Annotated in this window: 24 protein-coding genes; 12 read left to right on the top strand and 12 right to left on the bottom strand. The window is 49.2% G+C overall.

The window, feature by feature from the left end:
* Positions 1–41 precede the first annotated feature (41 nt).
* Both NMC31_RS22690 and NMC31_RS22685 read right to left on the bottom strand, forming a co-directional pair.
* Complete coding sequence (locus NMC31_RS22690; protein ID WP_063617384.1) at positions 42–269, bottom strand: hypothetical protein; 228 nt, start codon at positions 267–269, stop codon at positions 42–44.
* An 11-nt stretch (positions 270–280) separates the two neighbouring features.
* Complete coding sequence (locus NMC31_RS22685) at positions 281–502, bottom strand: YubE family protein (protein WP_063617421.1); 222 nt, start codon at positions 500–502, stop codon at positions 281–283.
* A gap of 166 nt (positions 503–668) precedes the next feature.
* Here NMC31_RS22685 and NMC31_RS22680 point away from each other — a divergent pair, with 166 nt between their 5' ends.
* Entirely contained in the window at positions 669–980 is a 312-nt protein-coding gene (locus NMC31_RS22680) for a type II toxin-antitoxin system RelE/ParE family toxin (protein ID WP_063617383.1), read from the top strand.
* Positions 980–1267, top strand: coding sequence for a helix-turn-helix domain-containing protein (locus NMC31_RS22675; RefSeq protein ID WP_253899162.1), 288 nt, complete (start codon positions 980–982; stop codon positions 1265–1267). Before NMC31_RS22680 ends, NMC31_RS22675 begins: the two co-directional genes overlap by 1 nt.
* Positions 1268–1639: 372 nt before the next feature.
* On the opposite strand, the gene NMC31_RS22670 is transcribed toward NMC31_RS22675, so the two are convergent.
* From NMC31_RS22670 to NMC31_RS22630, 9 genes are all read right to left on the bottom strand, one after another.
* Positions 1640–1861, bottom strand: a complete 222-nt coding sequence (locus NMC31_RS22670; RefSeq protein ID WP_063617381.1) for a hypothetical protein — start codon at positions 1859–1861, stop codon at positions 1640–1642.
* A 20-nt stretch (positions 1862–1881) separates the two neighbouring features.
* Positions 1882–2208 (bottom strand): hypothetical protein, encoded by a 327-nt coding sequence (locus NMC31_RS22665; RefSeq protein ID WP_063617380.1) that lies wholly within the window; start codon positions 2206–2208, stop codon positions 1882–1884.
* A complete protein-coding gene (locus tag NMC31_RS22660) occupies positions 2208–2522 on the bottom strand; it encodes a hypothetical protein (protein WP_063617379.1) in 315 nt (104 codons plus the stop codon). Before NMC31_RS22660 ends, NMC31_RS22665 begins: the two co-directional genes overlap by 1 nt.
* 215 nt (positions 2523–2737) lie before the next feature.
* On the bottom strand, positions 2738–3097 hold the full coding sequence (locus NMC31_RS22655) for a hypothetical protein (RefSeq protein WP_253899161.1): 360 nt from the start codon (positions 3095–3097) through the stop codon (positions 2738–2740).
* 1 nt (position 3098) lies between these two features.
* A complete protein-coding gene (locus NMC31_RS22650) occupies positions 3099–3566 on the bottom strand; it encodes a hypothetical protein (protein ID WP_253899160.1) in 468 nt (155 codons plus the stop codon).
* Entirely contained in the window at positions 3563–4645 is a 1083-nt protein-coding gene (locus NMC31_RS22645; protein WP_253899159.1) for an exonuclease domain-containing protein, read from the bottom strand. The genes NMC31_RS22650 and NMC31_RS22645 overlap by 4 nt, the downstream gene beginning before the upstream one ends.
* A 2-nt stretch (positions 4646–4647) precedes the next feature.
* Positions 4648–4851 (bottom strand): hypothetical protein, encoded by a 204-nt coding sequence (locus NMC31_RS22640; protein WP_253899158.1) that lies wholly within the window; start codon positions 4849–4851, stop codon positions 4648–4650.
* A gap of 206 nt (positions 4852–5057) precedes the next feature.
* Positions 5058–5795, bottom strand: coding sequence for a bacteriophage antitermination protein Q (locus NMC31_RS22635; protein WP_253899157.1), 738 nt, complete (start codon positions 5793–5795; stop codon positions 5058–5060).
* Positions 5785–6000, bottom strand: coding sequence for a Cro/CI family transcriptional regulator (locus NMC31_RS22630; protein ID WP_074174131.1), 216 nt, complete (start codon positions 5998–6000; stop codon positions 5785–5787). Before NMC31_RS22630 ends, NMC31_RS22635 begins: the two co-directional genes overlap by 11 nt.
* 81 nt (positions 6001–6081) lie before the next feature.
* On the opposite strand from NMC31_RS22630, the gene NMC31_RS22625 reads away from it, so the two are divergent.
* The 10 genes from NMC31_RS22625 to NMC31_RS22580 all read left to right on the top strand — a co-directional run bounded on the left by NMC31_RS22625 (position 6082) and on the right by NMC31_RS22580 (position 14307).
* Positions 6082–6690 carry a helix-turn-helix domain-containing protein gene (locus tag NMC31_RS22625; protein WP_063617374.1) on the top strand — a complete coding sequence of 203 codons (609 nt, stop codon included), beginning with the start codon at positions 6082–6084 and terminating at the stop codon, positions 6688–6690.
* Between the two features lie 250 nt (positions 6691–6940).
* Entirely contained in the window at positions 6941–10945 is a 4005-nt protein-coding gene (locus tag NMC31_RS22620; RefSeq protein ID WP_253899156.1) for a plasmid replication protein, CyRepA1 family, read from the top strand.
* Positions 10938–11153, top strand: coding sequence for a hypothetical protein (locus tag NMC31_RS22615; RefSeq protein WP_253899155.1), 216 nt, complete (start codon positions 10938–10940; stop codon positions 11151–11153). The genes NMC31_RS22620 and NMC31_RS22615 overlap by 8 nt, the downstream gene beginning before the upstream one ends.
* 82 nt (positions 11154–11235) lie before the next feature.
* Positions 11236–11562, top strand: coding sequence for a hypothetical protein (locus NMC31_RS22610; protein ID WP_253899154.1), 327 nt, complete (start codon positions 11236–11238; stop codon positions 11560–11562).
* A gap of 6 nt (positions 11563–11568) precedes the next feature.
* On the top strand, positions 11569–11952 hold the full coding sequence (locus NMC31_RS22605) for a DUF5448 family protein (protein ID WP_253899153.1): 384 nt from the start codon (positions 11569–11571) through the stop codon (positions 11950–11952).
* Positions 11949–12284 (top strand): hypothetical protein, encoded by a 336-nt coding sequence (locus tag NMC31_RS22600; RefSeq protein WP_253899152.1) that lies wholly within the window; start codon positions 11949–11951, stop codon positions 12282–12284. Before NMC31_RS22605 ends, NMC31_RS22600 begins: the two co-directional genes overlap by 4 nt.
* A gap of 62 nt (positions 12285–12346) precedes the next feature.
* The gene (locus NMC31_RS22595; RefSeq protein ID WP_253899151.1) at positions 12347–12766 is read left to right on the top strand and encodes a hypothetical protein; all 420 of its coding nucleotides are present in this window, start codon (positions 12347–12349) and stop codon (positions 12764–12766) included.
* A 367-nt stretch (positions 12767–13133) separates the two neighbouring features.
* Positions 13134–13298, top strand: coding sequence for a host cell division inhibitor Icd-like protein (locus tag NMC31_RS22590; RefSeq protein ID WP_253899150.1), 165 nt, complete (start codon positions 13134–13136; stop codon positions 13296–13298).
* Positions 13295–13525: a hypothetical protein gene (locus tag NMC31_RS22585; protein WP_063617367.1), complete on the top strand. Its 231-nt coding sequence runs from the start codon at positions 13295–13297 to the stop codon at positions 13523–13525. The genes NMC31_RS22590 and NMC31_RS22585 overlap by 4 nt, the downstream gene beginning before the upstream one ends.
* Positions 13522–14307: a BRO-N domain-containing protein gene (locus tag NMC31_RS22580; RefSeq protein WP_253899149.1), complete on the top strand. Its 786-nt coding sequence runs from the start codon at positions 13522–13524 to the stop codon at positions 14305–14307. Before NMC31_RS22585 ends, NMC31_RS22580 begins: the two co-directional genes overlap by 4 nt.
* A gap of 173 nt (positions 14308–14480) precedes the next feature.
* On the opposite strand, the gene NMC31_RS22575 is transcribed toward NMC31_RS22580, so the two are convergent.
* Positions 14481–16376: a protelomerase family protein gene (locus NMC31_RS22575; protein ID WP_253899148.1), complete on the bottom strand. Its 1896-nt coding sequence runs from the start codon at positions 16374–16376 to the stop codon at positions 14481–14483.
* Positions 16377–16978: the final 602 nt, after the last annotated feature.

The following is a 16978-nucleotide window of genomic DNA, read 5'->3' as shown; positions in this document are numbered from 1 at the left end:
CCTTTTTCGTTTTTATTCTGTGCGACCGTGGTCGCACACTCTCAGAAAATTCCGTTTTTATACTCAACCGTAAGTGAGTACCGCCCGAAAGCACCGCGTTGTGCGACACCCAAACAAACCATCTGCTCAACGATAAATTCAACCGCCGTCTGGCTTAAGCAGCAGGCATCACTTAATTCTTTCAGGCTAATGCGTGGATGCCCACGCATTACAGTCTCTACACTTAACGCTGCTTCAGTCATATTCTGCCGAATCTCTTTAACGTTCACCGCGTTACTCCTTAATCTTCAAACTGGTAATCAACATCGGCCATGAAGCTATTCAGTTCGGCCAGCTTCGGTTCCATCGTGCCAACCAGACGCCCAGCCAAGCGGTCTGTCAGGTCCTTGCTGTTGAAGCTGTATTCACGTTCGAAGCGTTTTACTTTCTGCCACAACTCATACAGCTCGTTAGAAATTTCCGCTGCGTCCTGACGCATTTTTTCGTTGCCTTGATAGTTCACAATCTTCTCCAAATTCATGCGGTTATGGGCTTTTCCCCTCTCAACGACACGAACTGTAACTCTGCCTGCTAAACACATCCAGTGTTATTTTTATCTTTTTAGTGAAATTTCTTTATTGCGGTAAATTTCCGTTTTTGGTATATTTTCTACATCAGGAGGCTATACTATGTTTAACGTGATAACCCACCCGGCAGCGCTGGATGAGCTACAAGAACTACCTGATGAGCTACGTGGTCGTATGACCCGGCTGATCGAGAGACTGGAAAGTGAAGGTAACAAAATGAAAATGCCTCATAGCCGCGTTATTGGCGGTGGCCTTTTCGAACTAAGGGTAGGGGATAAAAACATAGCAAGAACGTTGTACGCCTACGCAGCCGGCAACGAAATTTATCTACTACATGCGTTTGTTAAAAAGACGCAAAAAACACCTGCTAAGGCAATTGATATCGCCAGAACGCGTCTGAAGGAGATGAGCTGATGAAAGTAAAAGGCATCCCGTTTAACCAGGTTAAAGAAAAACTGCTCAACACCCCGGAGGCTATCCGGGGCTATGAGGAAGCCGACAAAGAGCTGGCTATGGTTGAAATGCTGTATGAAATGAGAGAGAAAGCTGGCCTGACTAAATCAGCGGTGGCAGAACGTATGGGACTGCAACCGTCAGCTATTAGCCGCCTGGAAAGCAACCCTCTCGGTGCAAGCATGAAAACGCTTTCTCGATACGCTAAGGCTTGCGGTGCAAGCATTGATATTCACGCGGTCTATTAATTAGATCAGGAATCGACTTTGTTCATAGCAAGGGAAAGGGGATATCTCCTTTCCCTTTAATCGCATGCCTGACGACTACGCTCAACCGCAACCACATCTTTACACCTGTGGACTATCCCACGGGACATGCGGAGAAGTCGTGTCGCTTCATTAATATGCAGACTGGCCTCTGGTGAGGCCATAACGGTGCTCACCATATCCAGGACAGCGTCAAGATCGCTTAGCTGAGAATCAAGTTTTTCACAACATGATACGGCTGCATCTGTCATTGAATCGTATACCATTTAATCTACCAAGGTTTATTATACTGTATATAATTACAGATATATCCGCAAACGATACAGCCAAATTTCGACAATTTTTTTAGTTAATTCACTGAATAGTCCGGTACTTATGTGCACGACCAACCCCGCGCTCCTTTTTTTCCAGGATGCCGCACCGAACAGCAGAATCCAACATTCCCCGAACCGTTCTGGTGCTCAGGCCTACGTCGAACGCAAGCATTGAAGCAAAAATAAAACCATCTCCTCCGCTGGCCATACTGTTTTCAGTTCGCTGCCGAAGCCGTTCAAGGAGTAATGCACTTTTATCCATTTTTAACCCTCCGTGACCAGTCACGCTTTAATTGCCAGCTTCAACCTTAACGTGGTTAACAGGCAGGAACCTTCACCATCAAACAGGCACTCGGAAACCGGCAGTTTCTTTCCACATCGTTCACACGAACCGGCCAGACTCTTTTGAAGCTCTTTGTAATTTTTTCGGATCAACAGTCCCAGCACTTCATTTTCTGCATATGGGGTTCGACCCGGACGACGCTGCTCGCAAATCTCACCCAGCATGCGTAGTTCTTCTGGTTCCAGAAGCCAGTCTCGCCTGGTGGTTCCTTCTTTTTTCAGTCGCTCACGGCGGCGCTTTTGCCGTTCAGCTGGTGTCAGTGCCATTATCTATTCTCCTTTTTAAGCATGGCGGCGCTTACGGTTCGGGCAATGCGGTCGCGCAGCTGCTGTGTACCATGATATTCGACAGCGATATCGAGCAACGCGTTTACCAGCTCGCGAAGCTCATGGTCTTTCATAGCTACCGGCCCAGCGTTATTAGCCTTACGAAACGCCTGTAGCTCGCGGATAACACTCACAATGTCTGAACATTCCTGCGCAAACTCATAGTCTCCAATTTTTAAAGCATCCTGTTCTGCACCATAAAAATCCTGAAGGCGAAAAAGTAATTGCCCCTCTGTTAGTCTGTTATTAGACATTAGTCCTCTCACTCTTCATCATCGCCGCGCAGAAGCGGATTCATAGTATCGTGAACTTCAACACCGTAACCTGGGGTCGATAGCTTGCGTAGAACGTCATGCAGACAAAACAACTCTGTACGCTCAGCTCCAAGATCAAGTTCACGCGCGGCGTGAAAACACTCGGCAGACAACTCCCGAAGCCTGGCTCTTATCTGGCCTATATCCATCATTCATTACCACCGTTCTTCATCTTCTTCTTCCCCGCGCTGACGTTCAGCATCAATACAGGGTTTGCACACTTCATAGACGCGGCCGTAGCTCCCTTCTTCGATATCTCGATGGGGATATAAGTGATCAACATGATTCCCGCACCAGTTGCATTTACCGGAATAATCGGCAGTTTGGGATTCCCGTACATATTCATCGTGGCATTCCTGGCACATATCGTGATACTCGCAGCCAAATGAATCTGTTTCACCCTGAACGCGGCGAACGGCATCACGATCGGGATGCTCATCGCATTTAGTACCTGCCGGCACACCAGAAATGCAGCCAGGTAATGTTGATACCGGGCCATTGCTAACATCTGCCATATCACACATCCTCCCACTTGATGCCAGCGGCAGTCAGCGCAACTTGGTATTTAAAATGCGCTTCCGTTCGGTCGCAGTCGTCTGGTAGATAAGGCAATTTCACGGTGCGGGATTCCAGCTCGGCTATATTCTGTAGAGCAATGCGTTTAGCTTTAGTTTCTCTCTGGATAATCCGAGCCATCTCATTCAGGCTCACGGTTATCTCATTTTCCAACTCAGGAATACGCTTCTCAGCAGCAGAAGCCCGGTTCTCTGTGACCTCCAGCGCTTCTAACAGCGCCGCAATGATGTTTAATTCATCATTGGCAATCATCGCAGAGAACTCAGCCGTAGCTTTGTCCCAGGCTTCCAGCGCTTCGCCGTTACACGGGTCGTTACGGTGATCGGCATATGTGGAACGGTATTTTTTGGCGGCAGCGTTGAAACGCGCCATTACAGCCCGCTGTGCATGTATTGTGGAGTCGGTCATCTCAAAATATCCTCCACACTGATTAAGCCGGCTGCTTTGAGGTGCTTCATGGCTCGTTCGGCGAGTAAACTATCAGGGTTATACGTTCGGATTGAGTGGGCCAGCTGCTTAACCAACATAACCAGGTTGGCCTGTTCGCGGTTTAACTCACGAACCGTCTCAACCTCTTTACGTTCAATGTTCGAGACATAAAGCTCACGATGGCGATCGCCGCGATTACTCCAGACATTCTTTGCTGCTTCTTCAAGCTGGTGAACATCTGAATCGTCGTAAACGTGAGCCTCTATTTCTTCCCCCTGGGCACCACACTCATGGCAGAAGACATAAGAGCCTACGTACAGGCCGTCATCCCCGTAATTTACGGGCTGATACAGAGGCTTGAACTGCATCTCGTCAAGATAATGAGTGAATAACGATGGTGGACCGTAGCAGAACGGGCAGGGGGGCAGGTTTTGTTGTTCTGTGTTTTCCTGCAGGTGGGGGTGCTCACAGACTTTTTTCAGAACGCCAAGAACCATCATGCAATCAGCCAACGCGCGATGCGCTCCACCGATTTCGATTCCATGACGTTCAGCGGCTGTTGTCAGGCGTTGGCGCTTGAAACCCTTACGCTTCTTGTCAAACTCGCCATACCACTGGTCGTAGATAGCTTTAGCGTCAATATGGTTCGTCTCAATGTCACGGATAACAGAGGCGACGGCGTCGGGCTTCATACCATCTAAAAAATCCGTTTTTAAGCAGCTCTGCACCATCATCCGGGCATCAAAAGAGGAGTTCCACGCCAGCCACTTACGCCCGGCAATGATGTTTTTTACCAACGAGAATACTTCTGGCCATGTCGGGGAATCAGCGACCATTTCGTCGGTGATGTTGTTGATTTTGGTGGCGTCAGGTGGAATTGGGCGCGTCGGCTTAACCAAGGTGTCCAGCAACACATCACCGCGCATATTGATGATCGTGATTTCGATAATTTCATCATCGCTGAGAAGCCCTGTTGATTCCGTATCGATAATGACATAATCCCTTTTCAGCCATTTGGCCATCATCATCTGAAGGATTGTTCTTTGAATATGAAACATAGTCATTCCCATATTTTTTGTTGAAAAGTTCTGGATGGTGTAGGTTCTTTCTTTGATTCCGGCAGGTCGACGTAAACAAAATAGCTTCCATCTAAATTCATTGATTCAGCAATAACGACATCACGCCCTTTTTGCCTATAAACGCGAGAAATATTTTCCGCATCATTGCGCGACATGGGGCCTTGTTTAAATGGCGTTTTCTTCATTATCTTGTGCGACCGTGGTCGCACCCTCTCTGATTTCCAGATAACGTTTAAGCCATATATTTTCTATATGTTTGTTACCTGGTTGGTTTGATAAATACCATTCAGTAATAACAGATTGCCTGTTACTGTCAGGAAGAGTCCGATAGCCGCATGTCGGGCACCAGATGATGTATTCGTTCCTGCTTCCCGCATACCGGAGTTCCGGTTTAGCTGGCTTCCTGTGCATAACCTGCTGGCACAGGCAGGTTGGTACTTCTTGCCCGATAGCGGTTAATGATTTCACTGCGTTTCTCCGCCGCATTTAATAACGCGGTTTTGTTCAGATACAGGCATCGTGATTTCAGCAATATCCAGCGCTTCTTATAATCTTTTCGCCAGCTATCAACGGATATTCCCAGCAGGGAACTTATATGTTCATCCTCCCGCTGCACATCTTCATTTTCACCACGAAAAATTTCAGATTTAACTTGCTGAATTCCGTAGTAAGTTAATTTCTGCATGATTTTTTTAGTCGATAGTTTCATTTTTTTAAAACCCGACCGGGAATGAGCAACTAAAAAATCAAGCCACAGCCACTGGCAAATAATCACGTCATTCCTGTAATTAGGTTTGCAGCCGTAGCAATAATGCAGCCATGCCGACTCTTCGCTATTTAACTGTTCAATGGCCCTGCGCCAGCTGGCTGTCTGAAAATCTAATTCAGTTAGCAGCATTGAGGATTGCTTAAAAGTCTTGCCGGCGTGATAACGAACCGGCTCTGCAGCGACTGAAATTTCATAAGCCTCCGTATCGCCTATGTAGATCGTTCTGGTCGGTTTATCAGTGAAACGGCCAGAACTGCCGAGACGCAGCTGCTCCAGCTGAACCTCCAGAATGCCGCGCTGAAGGTAATGAATATCGGACAGCGCTGTGGATACACAGGCCCGTATGTTATTAAGTTCCACTATCACACCCTTCCTTACCTATGCGCTGAGAGGTGAAATCACTCTTTAGTTTGTAAGCGGTGCGAACTTCTATATCACTCTGACGCAGAGGAGGGATTTCCCCGGCAGCCAGCCATTGGTAGACCGCGCCGGGTGTAACGCCGACGCCTGCCGCTGCTTTTGCTACGTCATCGCCAAAGTGGCGCACAAGTTCTTCGGGTTTCATGGTGATTATTATAATCAATAATCAAAAATTAAAGCTAGGTATAATTTATAAAATTTATAGCCAGCTATAAACAGATCATTTATGATTAACACTATGAAAACACGAGGCGAACGACTGAAAGCACGCCGTTTAGAGCTGAAACTGACACTGAAGCAAGTAGCAGAGGCTGTGGGAATCTCTCTTCCTGGCGTCCAAAACTTAGAACGTGGCGACGTAATGCCGTCGCTGGAAATCGGGCTATCGCTGGCAAAGTGCCTGCGTAAACCCGTGCAATGGATACTGTATGGCACTGAATCTGATCCAGACCGCGTTCCTGTTATTGGTACGACAGAAAGTGGGCCGGATAGCGACTGGCAGCCAGGAGAACCTGCCAACACAGAACGATTCCTGCCGTTCGTGAGTCAACGGAACACCGTTTACGCATTAACGGTCGGGAACCAGGTTCAGCGTAACTACCAGCCAGGAGACGTTATCCTGGTGGATTCTTCGCTCACGCTCGTTCCGGGTGAGGATGTGCTGGTTTGTGAGAAGAACGGCGAAATCACTATTCAGCGGTTGGCGCGTTTTGACGAAGAGCACTACTACTTAGACAGTGCTAACTCTCAACGGGTTATCCATGATAAAAGTGATCTTCAATTTGTGCACCAAGTAGTCGGTACGATCAAATCGTTCATGGTAGAGGGTAGATGATACAATAACGGGGTTTATTGCTGGCTATAATTCTGGTTTAATGCGATCTATACTTTCGCAGGGTTGAACCAGGTTACAGCAGCCGAAAAAAGACGAAAAAAAACCCGAGTCGGCAAACTCGGGCCTTTTTTCAGGAGCACCGCCACAAAAACAACGACACGTCCCTCGGAAAGATTGTGCGTTTATTGTGGCTGCTCCTGCGGATTTTTTCAACCCGAAAAAATGCTAATTCGCATGGAAAGGCTAAAAAATGAACTTACAAGAATTCTACGCGGAGCGCTTTGGCAGCGATCCGTATTCATTGCTTGAAGCTGCACGGGATGAGCTTAGCGAACTGGCGCAGATGGCCGGTATCAACTGGCATGCCTGCGCTGACAATATCCAGCTGAATCCTCGTGGGAGCAAAGAGCGCTACACCACGTACAATAACGCCTTCCCGGTAGCGCTGGAAAAGGGCCTCAAAGGCCGCGTCGAAATTTACTCCCGACTGGAGCAGAGCAAAGACGGCATAAGTTACCCCTTTGTAAACTTCGTCCAGAAAGGCAGTGATGCCGGTTCATGGAGTGGTTTCTCCTTCCTGTTTTCCGAATATCGCCGTGAGCAGCAGCGGAGCCGTGCGACCGTGGTCGCTCAGCCAGAAGAAGAACGCGCACGCCTGGAACGCCAGGCTGAAGCACGCCGCCGCCGCGTCGAGATGAAACGCATTAATGATTTAAAAAACAATCAGATGGAGCATGAACGTTTGCTCGGCTGGTTGGCTTTCCATCATGCCTGGGAACATGCGCCAGCTGAAGACGGGTCATGGCCTTATGCAGTCAAAAAAGGAATTCGTGACGTATTTAGCGCGTGTGATGTTCGTCGCGTGACCAGTCACGACAGCGCAAAATGGAGCCGTGGGCCAACAACCTATATGGCTATCCCTCTGGCGCACCTGGACGGGCGAAAAGACGGGCGAATTGTCGGCTGGCAACGTGTCGATCAGCACGGTGGTAAATTCCAGACCAGCGCTATCAAAAACGGTGATTTCGTCGGGGCCTGTTTCGTGATTGGCGACCTGAAAGGGGCGCAGAACGTAGCAGTAACAGAGGGTTTTGCGACAGGTGCTTCCGTATGGCTGGCAACCAGAAAGGACCCGAACAAACGCTTCGATGCCGTGGTTGTCGCGATATCCGCCAACAATATGATCCATGTTGTCGAGCAGCTGGTGAACGTCTATCCCGCCGCAAAAATCACCTGCGCACTGGATAACGACCGCAAATCGTCAGCTGAAGGGAAAGGCAATACGGGCTTGCGCACCGGCTTTGAGATTCTTGCAAAGTTCCACGGCATAAAATGTGTTTACCCGACTTTTGAAGATGATCCCCAGCTGGAGTGCAGCGACTTTAACGACCTGCATAAACTACGCGGCCTCCGCGAAACCTCTCGCCAGTTGTTCGCCAAATCGAACCGCCTGAACGCCAGTGCAGACCTGCTCACGCTGACGCTGAACAAGCTGAAAACCATCAAACGGGATAACCGCCGCACTTTCGCCAAAGAGCTGCTGAACGCGGTAGATATCGGCATGCTGACATGCCCGGTGCCAAACAGCCCGTCAGATCTCTTCAACATGTTCTGCATCGTTCTGCGGGATATGGGACTGGAGAGCGTCTACCGCGCCACAGTCAAAGACCATATTGCCCGCCGCCTGAACAGAAAATGCCGCACGGCACAAGCCCCTCGCTCATTCAGTGACCGCATAACAGACCCGAACAAGCGGCCTCAGCACATCACGTACAAACGCTTTGAAACATCGGTGATGACCGAAGATGTCCTGAAGTACGTGCAGGAGCTGCAGGGGATCGTCATTGTTCGCGCCGGCATGGGGTCAGGGAAGTCGACAGGCCTGTTGCGTCCGTTGATGCATAACGCTGAACGCGGCGTTTCTGTCGCGCACAGGGTGAGCCTTATCGGCGGGTTGTGGGAAATGATGACAGAAGGGAAAGGCGCGAAGGCCGACATTCTGCATTACCAGGACCCTGGCTATCAGGAAATGGCACCATACGCCAACAAGCTGACCATCTGCATAAACTCCATCCCGAAAGGCTGCTGGCAACCACTGATGCGCCAGCACGACTATTTCGGGTTTGACGAAGCCACACAGGGGCTACGCGCTGTTCTGTCAGGCCGCGCAATGGAAAACCCTGTCCTGGTTTTCAATACGCTGATTGACGCGCTGGCCAGAACGGAATTACACCCGATCATGGTGGATGCCGACGCCAACGATCTGCTGGTTGACCTGGCAGAACTGGCGATGAAGCGCCGCGAAGAGCTGGGGTTGCCGGCATGGGTGCAAATCCACGTTATCGAATTACCGGTCGACGTTCGCAACCGCGAAACCGGCGAGCCTATTCGCGTGTTCTATACCGAAAAGGATCGCATCATGTCCGAAGTGATGAAGGCCGTCGAGATGGGTGAAAAAATCATGCTGGCCACCGACAGCTCGACGTTCGCAGAGGATGTTACCGCGACCCTTCGCCTGAATTACCCGCATAAGAAGTTCCTGTGCGTGAACCAGAAAAGCAAACCAGAGCCGGAAGTTGAAGAGTTCACCAACAAGCCGAAAAAGATGGTGAAGAAGTACGATGGCCTGATTTACAGCCCGTCAATCTCATCCGGCGTATCCATCGAGCAGAAACACTTCGATCGCCACTTCGGCATGTTCTGCGGAGAGGTGGTCCCCAGCGATGCAATCCAGATGCTGCGCCGCGACCGCACAGCAAAAGAATTCATCATCGGCTTCGATAAGGTTCGCGCAAAACGCGAAACCGACCCACAAAAAATTGAACGCGCATACGTCCAGGCACTTCTGGCCACTGCCGGCATGAACGGCGAACTGACGGATGTTGTCTTTGATGGCGACAGAATATCGATGGGCGTGGCCAACACCGATTTCACCCGAATGAAAATCAAAGCGTCGGCCATTGAAGCGACGGCGCGTAACGATTACGCCAGCAACATGATCTGCATTATGCACAGCGATGGCTATAAAGTTGCGCCGCTGGCCGGAGACCCACAGGCCAATGAACTTGGCAAGGAGCTGCGTAAGGAAGCGCGGGAAATCGTCTGGGAGCAAACGCTGGATCTCCATCTCCGCATCGAGACACCGGATGAATCAGAACGCGAAACACTTCTGAAAAAACGGGCCTTAACCCTTGAAGAACAGGCGCAGCTGGTTCGCTGGGACATCGAGAACGAGCTGAAGCTGCCGGTAAACGAAGACACCCTGAAATTCTACTTTGATGGCGCTCGCGATAAGGTCAAGCGATACGAAACCATGTTGCTCGATGAGGTCACAGCGCGACGCTATGACCGTGAAGAGTCGGCGATCAACTTTACCTACGCCTTCCGGCAAACCGGGCAGTGGCAATACTTTGTCGTCACGGCCATGACCCGCGAACAGGCGGATGACGCATTCCAGGCGAAACACCCTGGCATTACCGACTACAAAGTAAAAACCGCGCCGGCAGTCGAAGTTGCCATGCGTGGCTTTTACGGACTGAAATCGACAGCGCTGCGGCAGTATTTTATCGACTGCGGCATCGACCCGGAGACAATGACCGGCGAAGCCACCCAGGAACGCCTCAGATTCGCCAGGGACAACCTCATGACCGCCGAACGCCGCGACCTGTTGAACAACGTTCTGCGCATCGGCGGCTTTATAACGCCGAAAGGAAAACCGAAGGTCCCGGAAGCCCTGTTTAAAAACATCTGCGAGTCCCTCGGTCTTAAGACCGACAAGCGACGCGCCAGGGATGGAGATAAGCGGCCAACAATCCGCTTCATCGACCAGCAGTCGGCAGAATTCATGATGGACATCCTCGCCCAGCGCCAGGAAGACGGCTTGACCTTGCAGATGCGTAAAACCGAGAAGACCGCCAACGATGTGGATCACGATTTGGATCTCAATATATATATGGATCATAAATCGCGATCCACAGACGGGCAGAATCTGGACGCCCCTCATTCAGTAATATCTGAGGCTCTGGCCACGCTGCCGGTGCCTGTTCCGGAGGCCTGGGCGATGACCGCGCTGTCCGACGATGAGCTGGCGACAATGAGCAGCTGGTCGCCAGCAAGCATAGCTATGACGTTTGCCTCTCTGTACCTCACAGAGTTCATGGATCGCCTCTCCAGCAACGAACTGCGGCAGCTGCGTGAATACATCACCGGAATGACTACGGGCGGCTACGGCGCGCAGGAGGCGTTCTATGGCTGATTTACTGCTAACGCTGCTGGCCATAGGTATCTTATCGGTTCTTCAGCACTGGTATCGGTTGAACAAGGCGCTGAAGAGTTGCCAGGAAGATACTCGGGTTCGCCGCATTAAAGCCCGTGGCACAGCCTTTGCGAACAACTACCGCGTGTGGAAATGGGTATATCGGGAAATACTGATGAACGGAGAGGAGAATCAATGCCGCCAGTAAAAGTAGTCATCATTACTCTGTTATTGCTTGGAGTCTGCCAGCTTATTGCGCGTACAGGTTTTGGAATATGGTGAGGTGAAAAATGTCGACAACTAACTATTTAGACAGTCTGGACTATGACCAGTTGAAGTTTTGCCGCGATGAGTGCAACGACCGCATACGGGCCATCCAGGAAGGAGAAAAAAAGGTAGCCTGGGCTGTGACTGATGGCGGGGTTAACGTTGGCTGGTTCCGCACTGAGGACTACCCGAAAGCGGTTGAATGTCTTGCTGCAGCAGCTGCTGAACGTTGGGCTGATGCCGATAAAGAAAACCCGGGAACGCGGTACGAACTGAATATTGCCATCGAGGGCGAACGCCTGCCGTTGTCGGAGTACAACGCGTTATTCGCTGATGGACAGTGGGGGTGACTGGCGATGGATATTAGCGTTAACAAGTTAAATGACTACGAGCTGGACGAGCTTAAGCGAGATATTGAGAACGAAATTAAGCGCCGCGCCAGCGGCCCTACGCGTGTTGTTTATGTCGTCACTGAGTGGGGAGAGCACCGGGCTTTTGCTGATTTTCGGTGCGCGGCGATCTGCTTTTCTGATATTGCCGAAACTATCATGGAGGATGCAGGAACAGAAGAGGATAAGGAAAAGTACGATCTGAACAAAGGCACTCTGCTTTACGGTATCAGACCTGTAGAAATGACGCTGAATGACTTTGAGTTGAAAGTCGAGCAGAAGTATTTCGACGATGTGTGCTACGAAAAGCGGCTGCAGGAAATGTTTCCAGAAACGGGGATTAAATCATGATTTACCGCAGAGGATGGGTACCGGTACTTCATCGCTATCAGTTGGAAAAGAAGCTGAAGGATGAAGGCTTCGAAAACTATGAAGAAATTACCAGCTTTTTGTGTGGTGGCCGTCTGGAGGATGAGCGCAGCCACTTTGCTTATCAGGTTGTCGACAATACCGAGTGGATGGAGTGCAGTGACGGGACGTTCTGGCAGCGCCTGAACCGTTTATGGTTCGTTCCGCTGTACCTGTTGACCATTCCGTTCCAGTGGCTCATCCGTGGACGTATGGGGTTTGAGACAACGTCGAAGGTGGGCGCGTTCTTCAGCCGGATAACCGGATTGAAGTAGTAACAGTATGTTTCTTGCGTATAAAATAGCCATTCATTTCATAGAATTATATGTTGGTGATTATGCGTAAGAAACTTGTTTTAGCAGGGACGATGGCCGCTATACTGGCTGGTTGTGGGGACGATGGCGTTGATGCGCCGATGTATGTCAAAAATGCACAGGAAAAACTTGAATATCAACTTGAGAGTTTTTCAGGAATTGCGCTTCCCTGTTATCGACAACAATTTGAGCAACGTTGGTTTATCCTGTGCTTTGACAGAGATAAACCTGTAATTAGCCCAAAACCGCTATATGAGATTGCAGAAGCCAAAAATAGTGTTTATGGCTATATGATTCAGCCTGTTAATGGGAAAGCATCTCAATACGGTGATAATTTTGAACCGAACTATGCTGACGTCACGTATGTAGATATGTATGCACCAAAAGTTAATATTGATGCAGTATTCGACCTCTTTAGAAAAACTTACCCGCCGAAGAGCTAACTGATCAGGTTCTGATCAGTTAGTAAAGCAAACTATAAAAACGGCTATCCCCGTGACTGGTCACGGGGTAAAATATCTACCTAAATTATTGACGTGCGTTCCGTTTTGGCGGTAGAGTTAACCCGTTGCGGCAAATTCCGCATCCGGGCATCTCAACCCCGAACGAACCAGACGACGCACAGCACGCGCCAGCGTGTTTTTTTTGTGTCTGTGCCTGCGCATATCCGAATTATGGTGGCTCAGGCGGGGCCGACTTTTGTCGGGCCGGTTTCGTTTGGGCCGGTGTTGAGAACCCCGTCTGGGCTACCACCCCATAGAGATTCTCAACTCTGGTGGTAGCACCCCTAACCAAACTGGAGTGCGCACCATGCTCAAATTCAGGTTCGCGGCGATCTGCCGTACCGATAAAAAATCTCATATCCACAACCTCTCCACCATTGCTTCGTCAGAACGGGAAGCTCGTCGCCAGTTCGCCAGCCGTTTTGTTCTCGTTTTATCAGCCCGAATCCCGGTTAGCGGGGTGGCTGCATGAATCAGGTCGAACTGAATACCCTGGGGCTACTGGAGTCTATTGAGGAGCGCTTGGCGCAGGTAGAGGCGCTGGTATCCTCTGCCCACCGTACTATCTCCAGCTACGAGGCTTCACTGTATTTGCAGGAAGCAGCAGAACTCCTGCAGGTTGCGCGTGAGTTGACGCAAGAGGCCCGTGGTTGCTCCCTGTCCCTATCTGAGCAGTTGAAATCCGGGGAGGCAAAATGAACGCGCTCTCTGTATTTTCATTTCAGGAAAACCACCCGATACGGGTGGTCATGGTTGACGGTAATCCGTGGTTTATTGTCGCCGATGTTTGCCGAGCCTTAGATATTGGGAACCCAACGAAGGCTATCAAGAATTTAGATGATGATGAGGTAGCCCTTACTTCAATTCAGGGCTTAAGCCGTGGCAATGACAAAGCGAACATAGTTAACGAGTCCGGCCTTTATACCCTGATCCTCCGCTGCCGCGACGCGGTGAAGCAAGGCACAACAGCCTGGCGGTTTCGCAAATGGGTAACGAACGAGGTGCTGCCAGCTATCCGAAAAAGCGGAGAATATGCCTATGTCGAGCCAGTGCCTAAATGCGCCGGTGAACCATTGGACTGGCGGCAGAAAGAGGAGCTGCGTGGGCTGATAAACGATATTGCGCAGAGCTTTCAGTACAGGAACGCGTGGATCAGTGGTGTTTGGCTGGCGCTTCGCCGCGCCTGCAGGAACCCGTCGCCTAATCCAATTACTGTTGATGATCTCCCGGCTATCGTCGCCGAGTTGCGTCGAATATTAACGGCTGCTGAAACAGCCCTGGGCAATATGCGAGCTTACGAGAGGGAGCTGCTGCGCGATGTCGTTCGCGGCGGTCAGCGGAGCATGTCCTGCGGGGAGTTGCCGATCACCGATATCGATACGGAACTGGAGAAGGTGCTGCCGGCGCATTTTGAGCTGGTCATAGAGAAGCTGGAGACCCTATCCACGAAACTAACCGTTCCAGCTGTTACCGATAAATAGGGTTGGCCAGCCCGAATTTAAGCCCCGCCATGCGCGGGGAAGTCCCTGCAGTCGGGACGGCGATGTCTGCTGTTGCAGCTGCGGTTTCCGCCTAATCCTTCCGTTCCTTGCAGGGGACGGGTAGGGACAGGCCACCAAAATAAAGCCACCGATATACACCGGTGGCTTTCCTTTTAGTTGTGGTACGCCGCCCACGCGGCTCGCATAGCGGCCATTGGGCTATCGGCTGGGCCGGACCAGGCATAATGCTTTCCATCGTATTCAAACTCGATCATGTATGTGCCGTCACCGTTGTTTTTTGCCGGTTTAAATATGGGTTTTGGTGCAGCCGGCTGGTGTTCTTCTGGTTCTTCCTGTTCGTCATGCGGCTGGCCGTTCTCTTCATCCAGCTCTATTTCATCGTCGTCAAGATCATCATCCTGGGAATCATCGTCTGGTTCTTCGATTGGCTCAACGGCATCATCATCTGGCAGGATGATCGCCGGCGTTTCAACCTTCAGTTGCCACTGGCCATTTTCGCCAACGAACTGCTCCAGTGCGTCAGCTGCAAACTCCAGGTACCGGGAAATCATCGTCGGACTGAATTTAAAGGCTCTTAGCGTGCTGTTTGTGATTTTCACAGAAGGGTCCTGCTCTACCAGCTGCTTAACGGTTTCGTGCAAGCGTACACCAGCGTCACCTCTGGCGAATCCGGGCATAGCTTCATCCAGTTGCTGGAGAGCCACCAGCCGGCTATTTTCGTTCCCAACATGTGGACGCCATGTTCTGGAGAAATTGGCCAGCTTGAACTGTTTGTAGTGCAGTTGGGTATTTTCGTCGTCGTGACCGAGTATCTCCATGAAGAACACGTCTTCATCTACGTTTTTCCACCGTGGATCGACGCGGAAGAACATTTCATATGCGATACGGGCGTAAATAGCGCGGCTATCTTTATAAACGCGGCGGTCATCACCAAAGAATGATTTAACCCAGGGGTTGAAGGCTTTTGCTAAAATAGCATTAATTCTTCCGTTCTCTGACCTTGTGTCGTTTTCGCCATATCCTTTAACTACGTCATCAAAGTCAGAAGCAGCACGACAGGAGCGTAATTCATTTAATAATTCAACAAATAGCTTAGCTTCGCAGAGTGTATAAATCTTTCTTGATACGTTTTTATCTTCAGAGCGTTTCTTAGCCTGACCGGAAAAATCCACGGTATATTTTCCTGATACCGTAAATTCTCCTTGAAACATTATCTCAATCATTCTTCGGCCTGATACTGCTGCCAGAGCAAAGGCCAAAGGAGCCATGCCAGAACGAGTTTTTAAGCTAAATAAAGTAGTAGGGCTATTTAAGATGTCATAAATGGACTGCATATATGTTGGGTAGTCAATAATGACTACATTGCGCTTCTTATCACGCAGTACATCGGCCCATCGCTGTTGTATAGAGGTTCTTTCCGCAGGGCTTAGTTGCAGATGGTATAGAACCTCATGGTTAACCTTAAGCTGGCTAAGGTCTTCTAACAAAGAGGAGCCTTGCTGGAACAATTTATAAAGGTAATCGCGACTGTCTTTCCAATTTTCACTGGTTAAATCGCTAATAGCAAAACTCCAGTCGGGATATTTTTTGGCTAATTTTATTAACTTAGCCTCGCTGCTTTTTACACCTAATTTTAAATTTGATAATTCTTCGGCAAGAGGCATTATTGATTTTAATTTTGATTGAAGCGCTGACATGTGCTGGCGGATAGTTGCAGCGGGCATAGATAGCCATGAAGAAATTTCTTCACTATAAAGCGGATACTTTTCGGATAATTTATGAATATTTTTATCAAAGCTATGATGCAACTTATCATCAAAGCGCTTCCTTGCCCTGCTCATATATGCGTTAAAAGTATTTGCAGTTATTCTTTTTTGCAATCCCTTCCCACGGAACTTCCTTTTATCATTGAATAAAGCATTTTTATACCGTGTTGCGGCGGCTTTAATTCTCTTCGTTTTCTCACTTTGTGTACGGTCAGAGGCGTCTATTGACTCAACCTCGTTCACGAGCGAATTGATTAACTCACCGATTTTTACCTTGCTCATCCTGGATCTCCCGTTTATCTGCCTTGAATTATCGTAACATAATCAAAGAACAATAGCCGATTATTTACACTACATCCATCACAAAACTACAGAACACAATTACTGAACGATAACAGATCATAATATCGGAATAAATATATATTGTTCTGTACTTGTGTTCTCCATATCAGCACACAGTAGCCCATTATACGCGCGTATAATGGGCTACTGTGTGCTGATGTGTTCCGTGTATATGATACGATGAGACACCTGTGTTCCTAGTTTGTGATCTGAATCTATTGCATTCTTTGTTTGTGTTCTGTTATAGTGTTCTCAGATAGTGAGCTAATGAATATGTGTAATCATTCTCTGATTGTGTTCCGTTGTTTTGGCGAGAAAGATGGAATGATTTTAAGTGTATAAACAGCGAGGAATTTGGCATGTTCGCCTAACTTTGGATGATTTTTAAACAAATAAATTGTCTTTATAAATCATTTGGTTAGGTTGTGAATATACCAACTACAGCAATAGCGATACGCTCAGGTGCAACTCAATGGCTCCTCTGTCGCATCATATGATTGGTAATATCCTTAACTTTGCGTTTTCCGTCTAACTTTGCGTTT

Source organism: Pseudocitrobacter vendiensis (genome assembly GCF_943590815.1).
GTDB classification, from domain to species: Bacteria; Pseudomonadota; Gammaproteobacteria; order Enterobacterales; family Enterobacteriaceae; genus Pseudocitrobacter; species Pseudocitrobacter vendiensis.
Note: the sequence above shows the minus strand (reverse complement) of the source record. Positions and strands in the feature narration are given on the sequence as shown.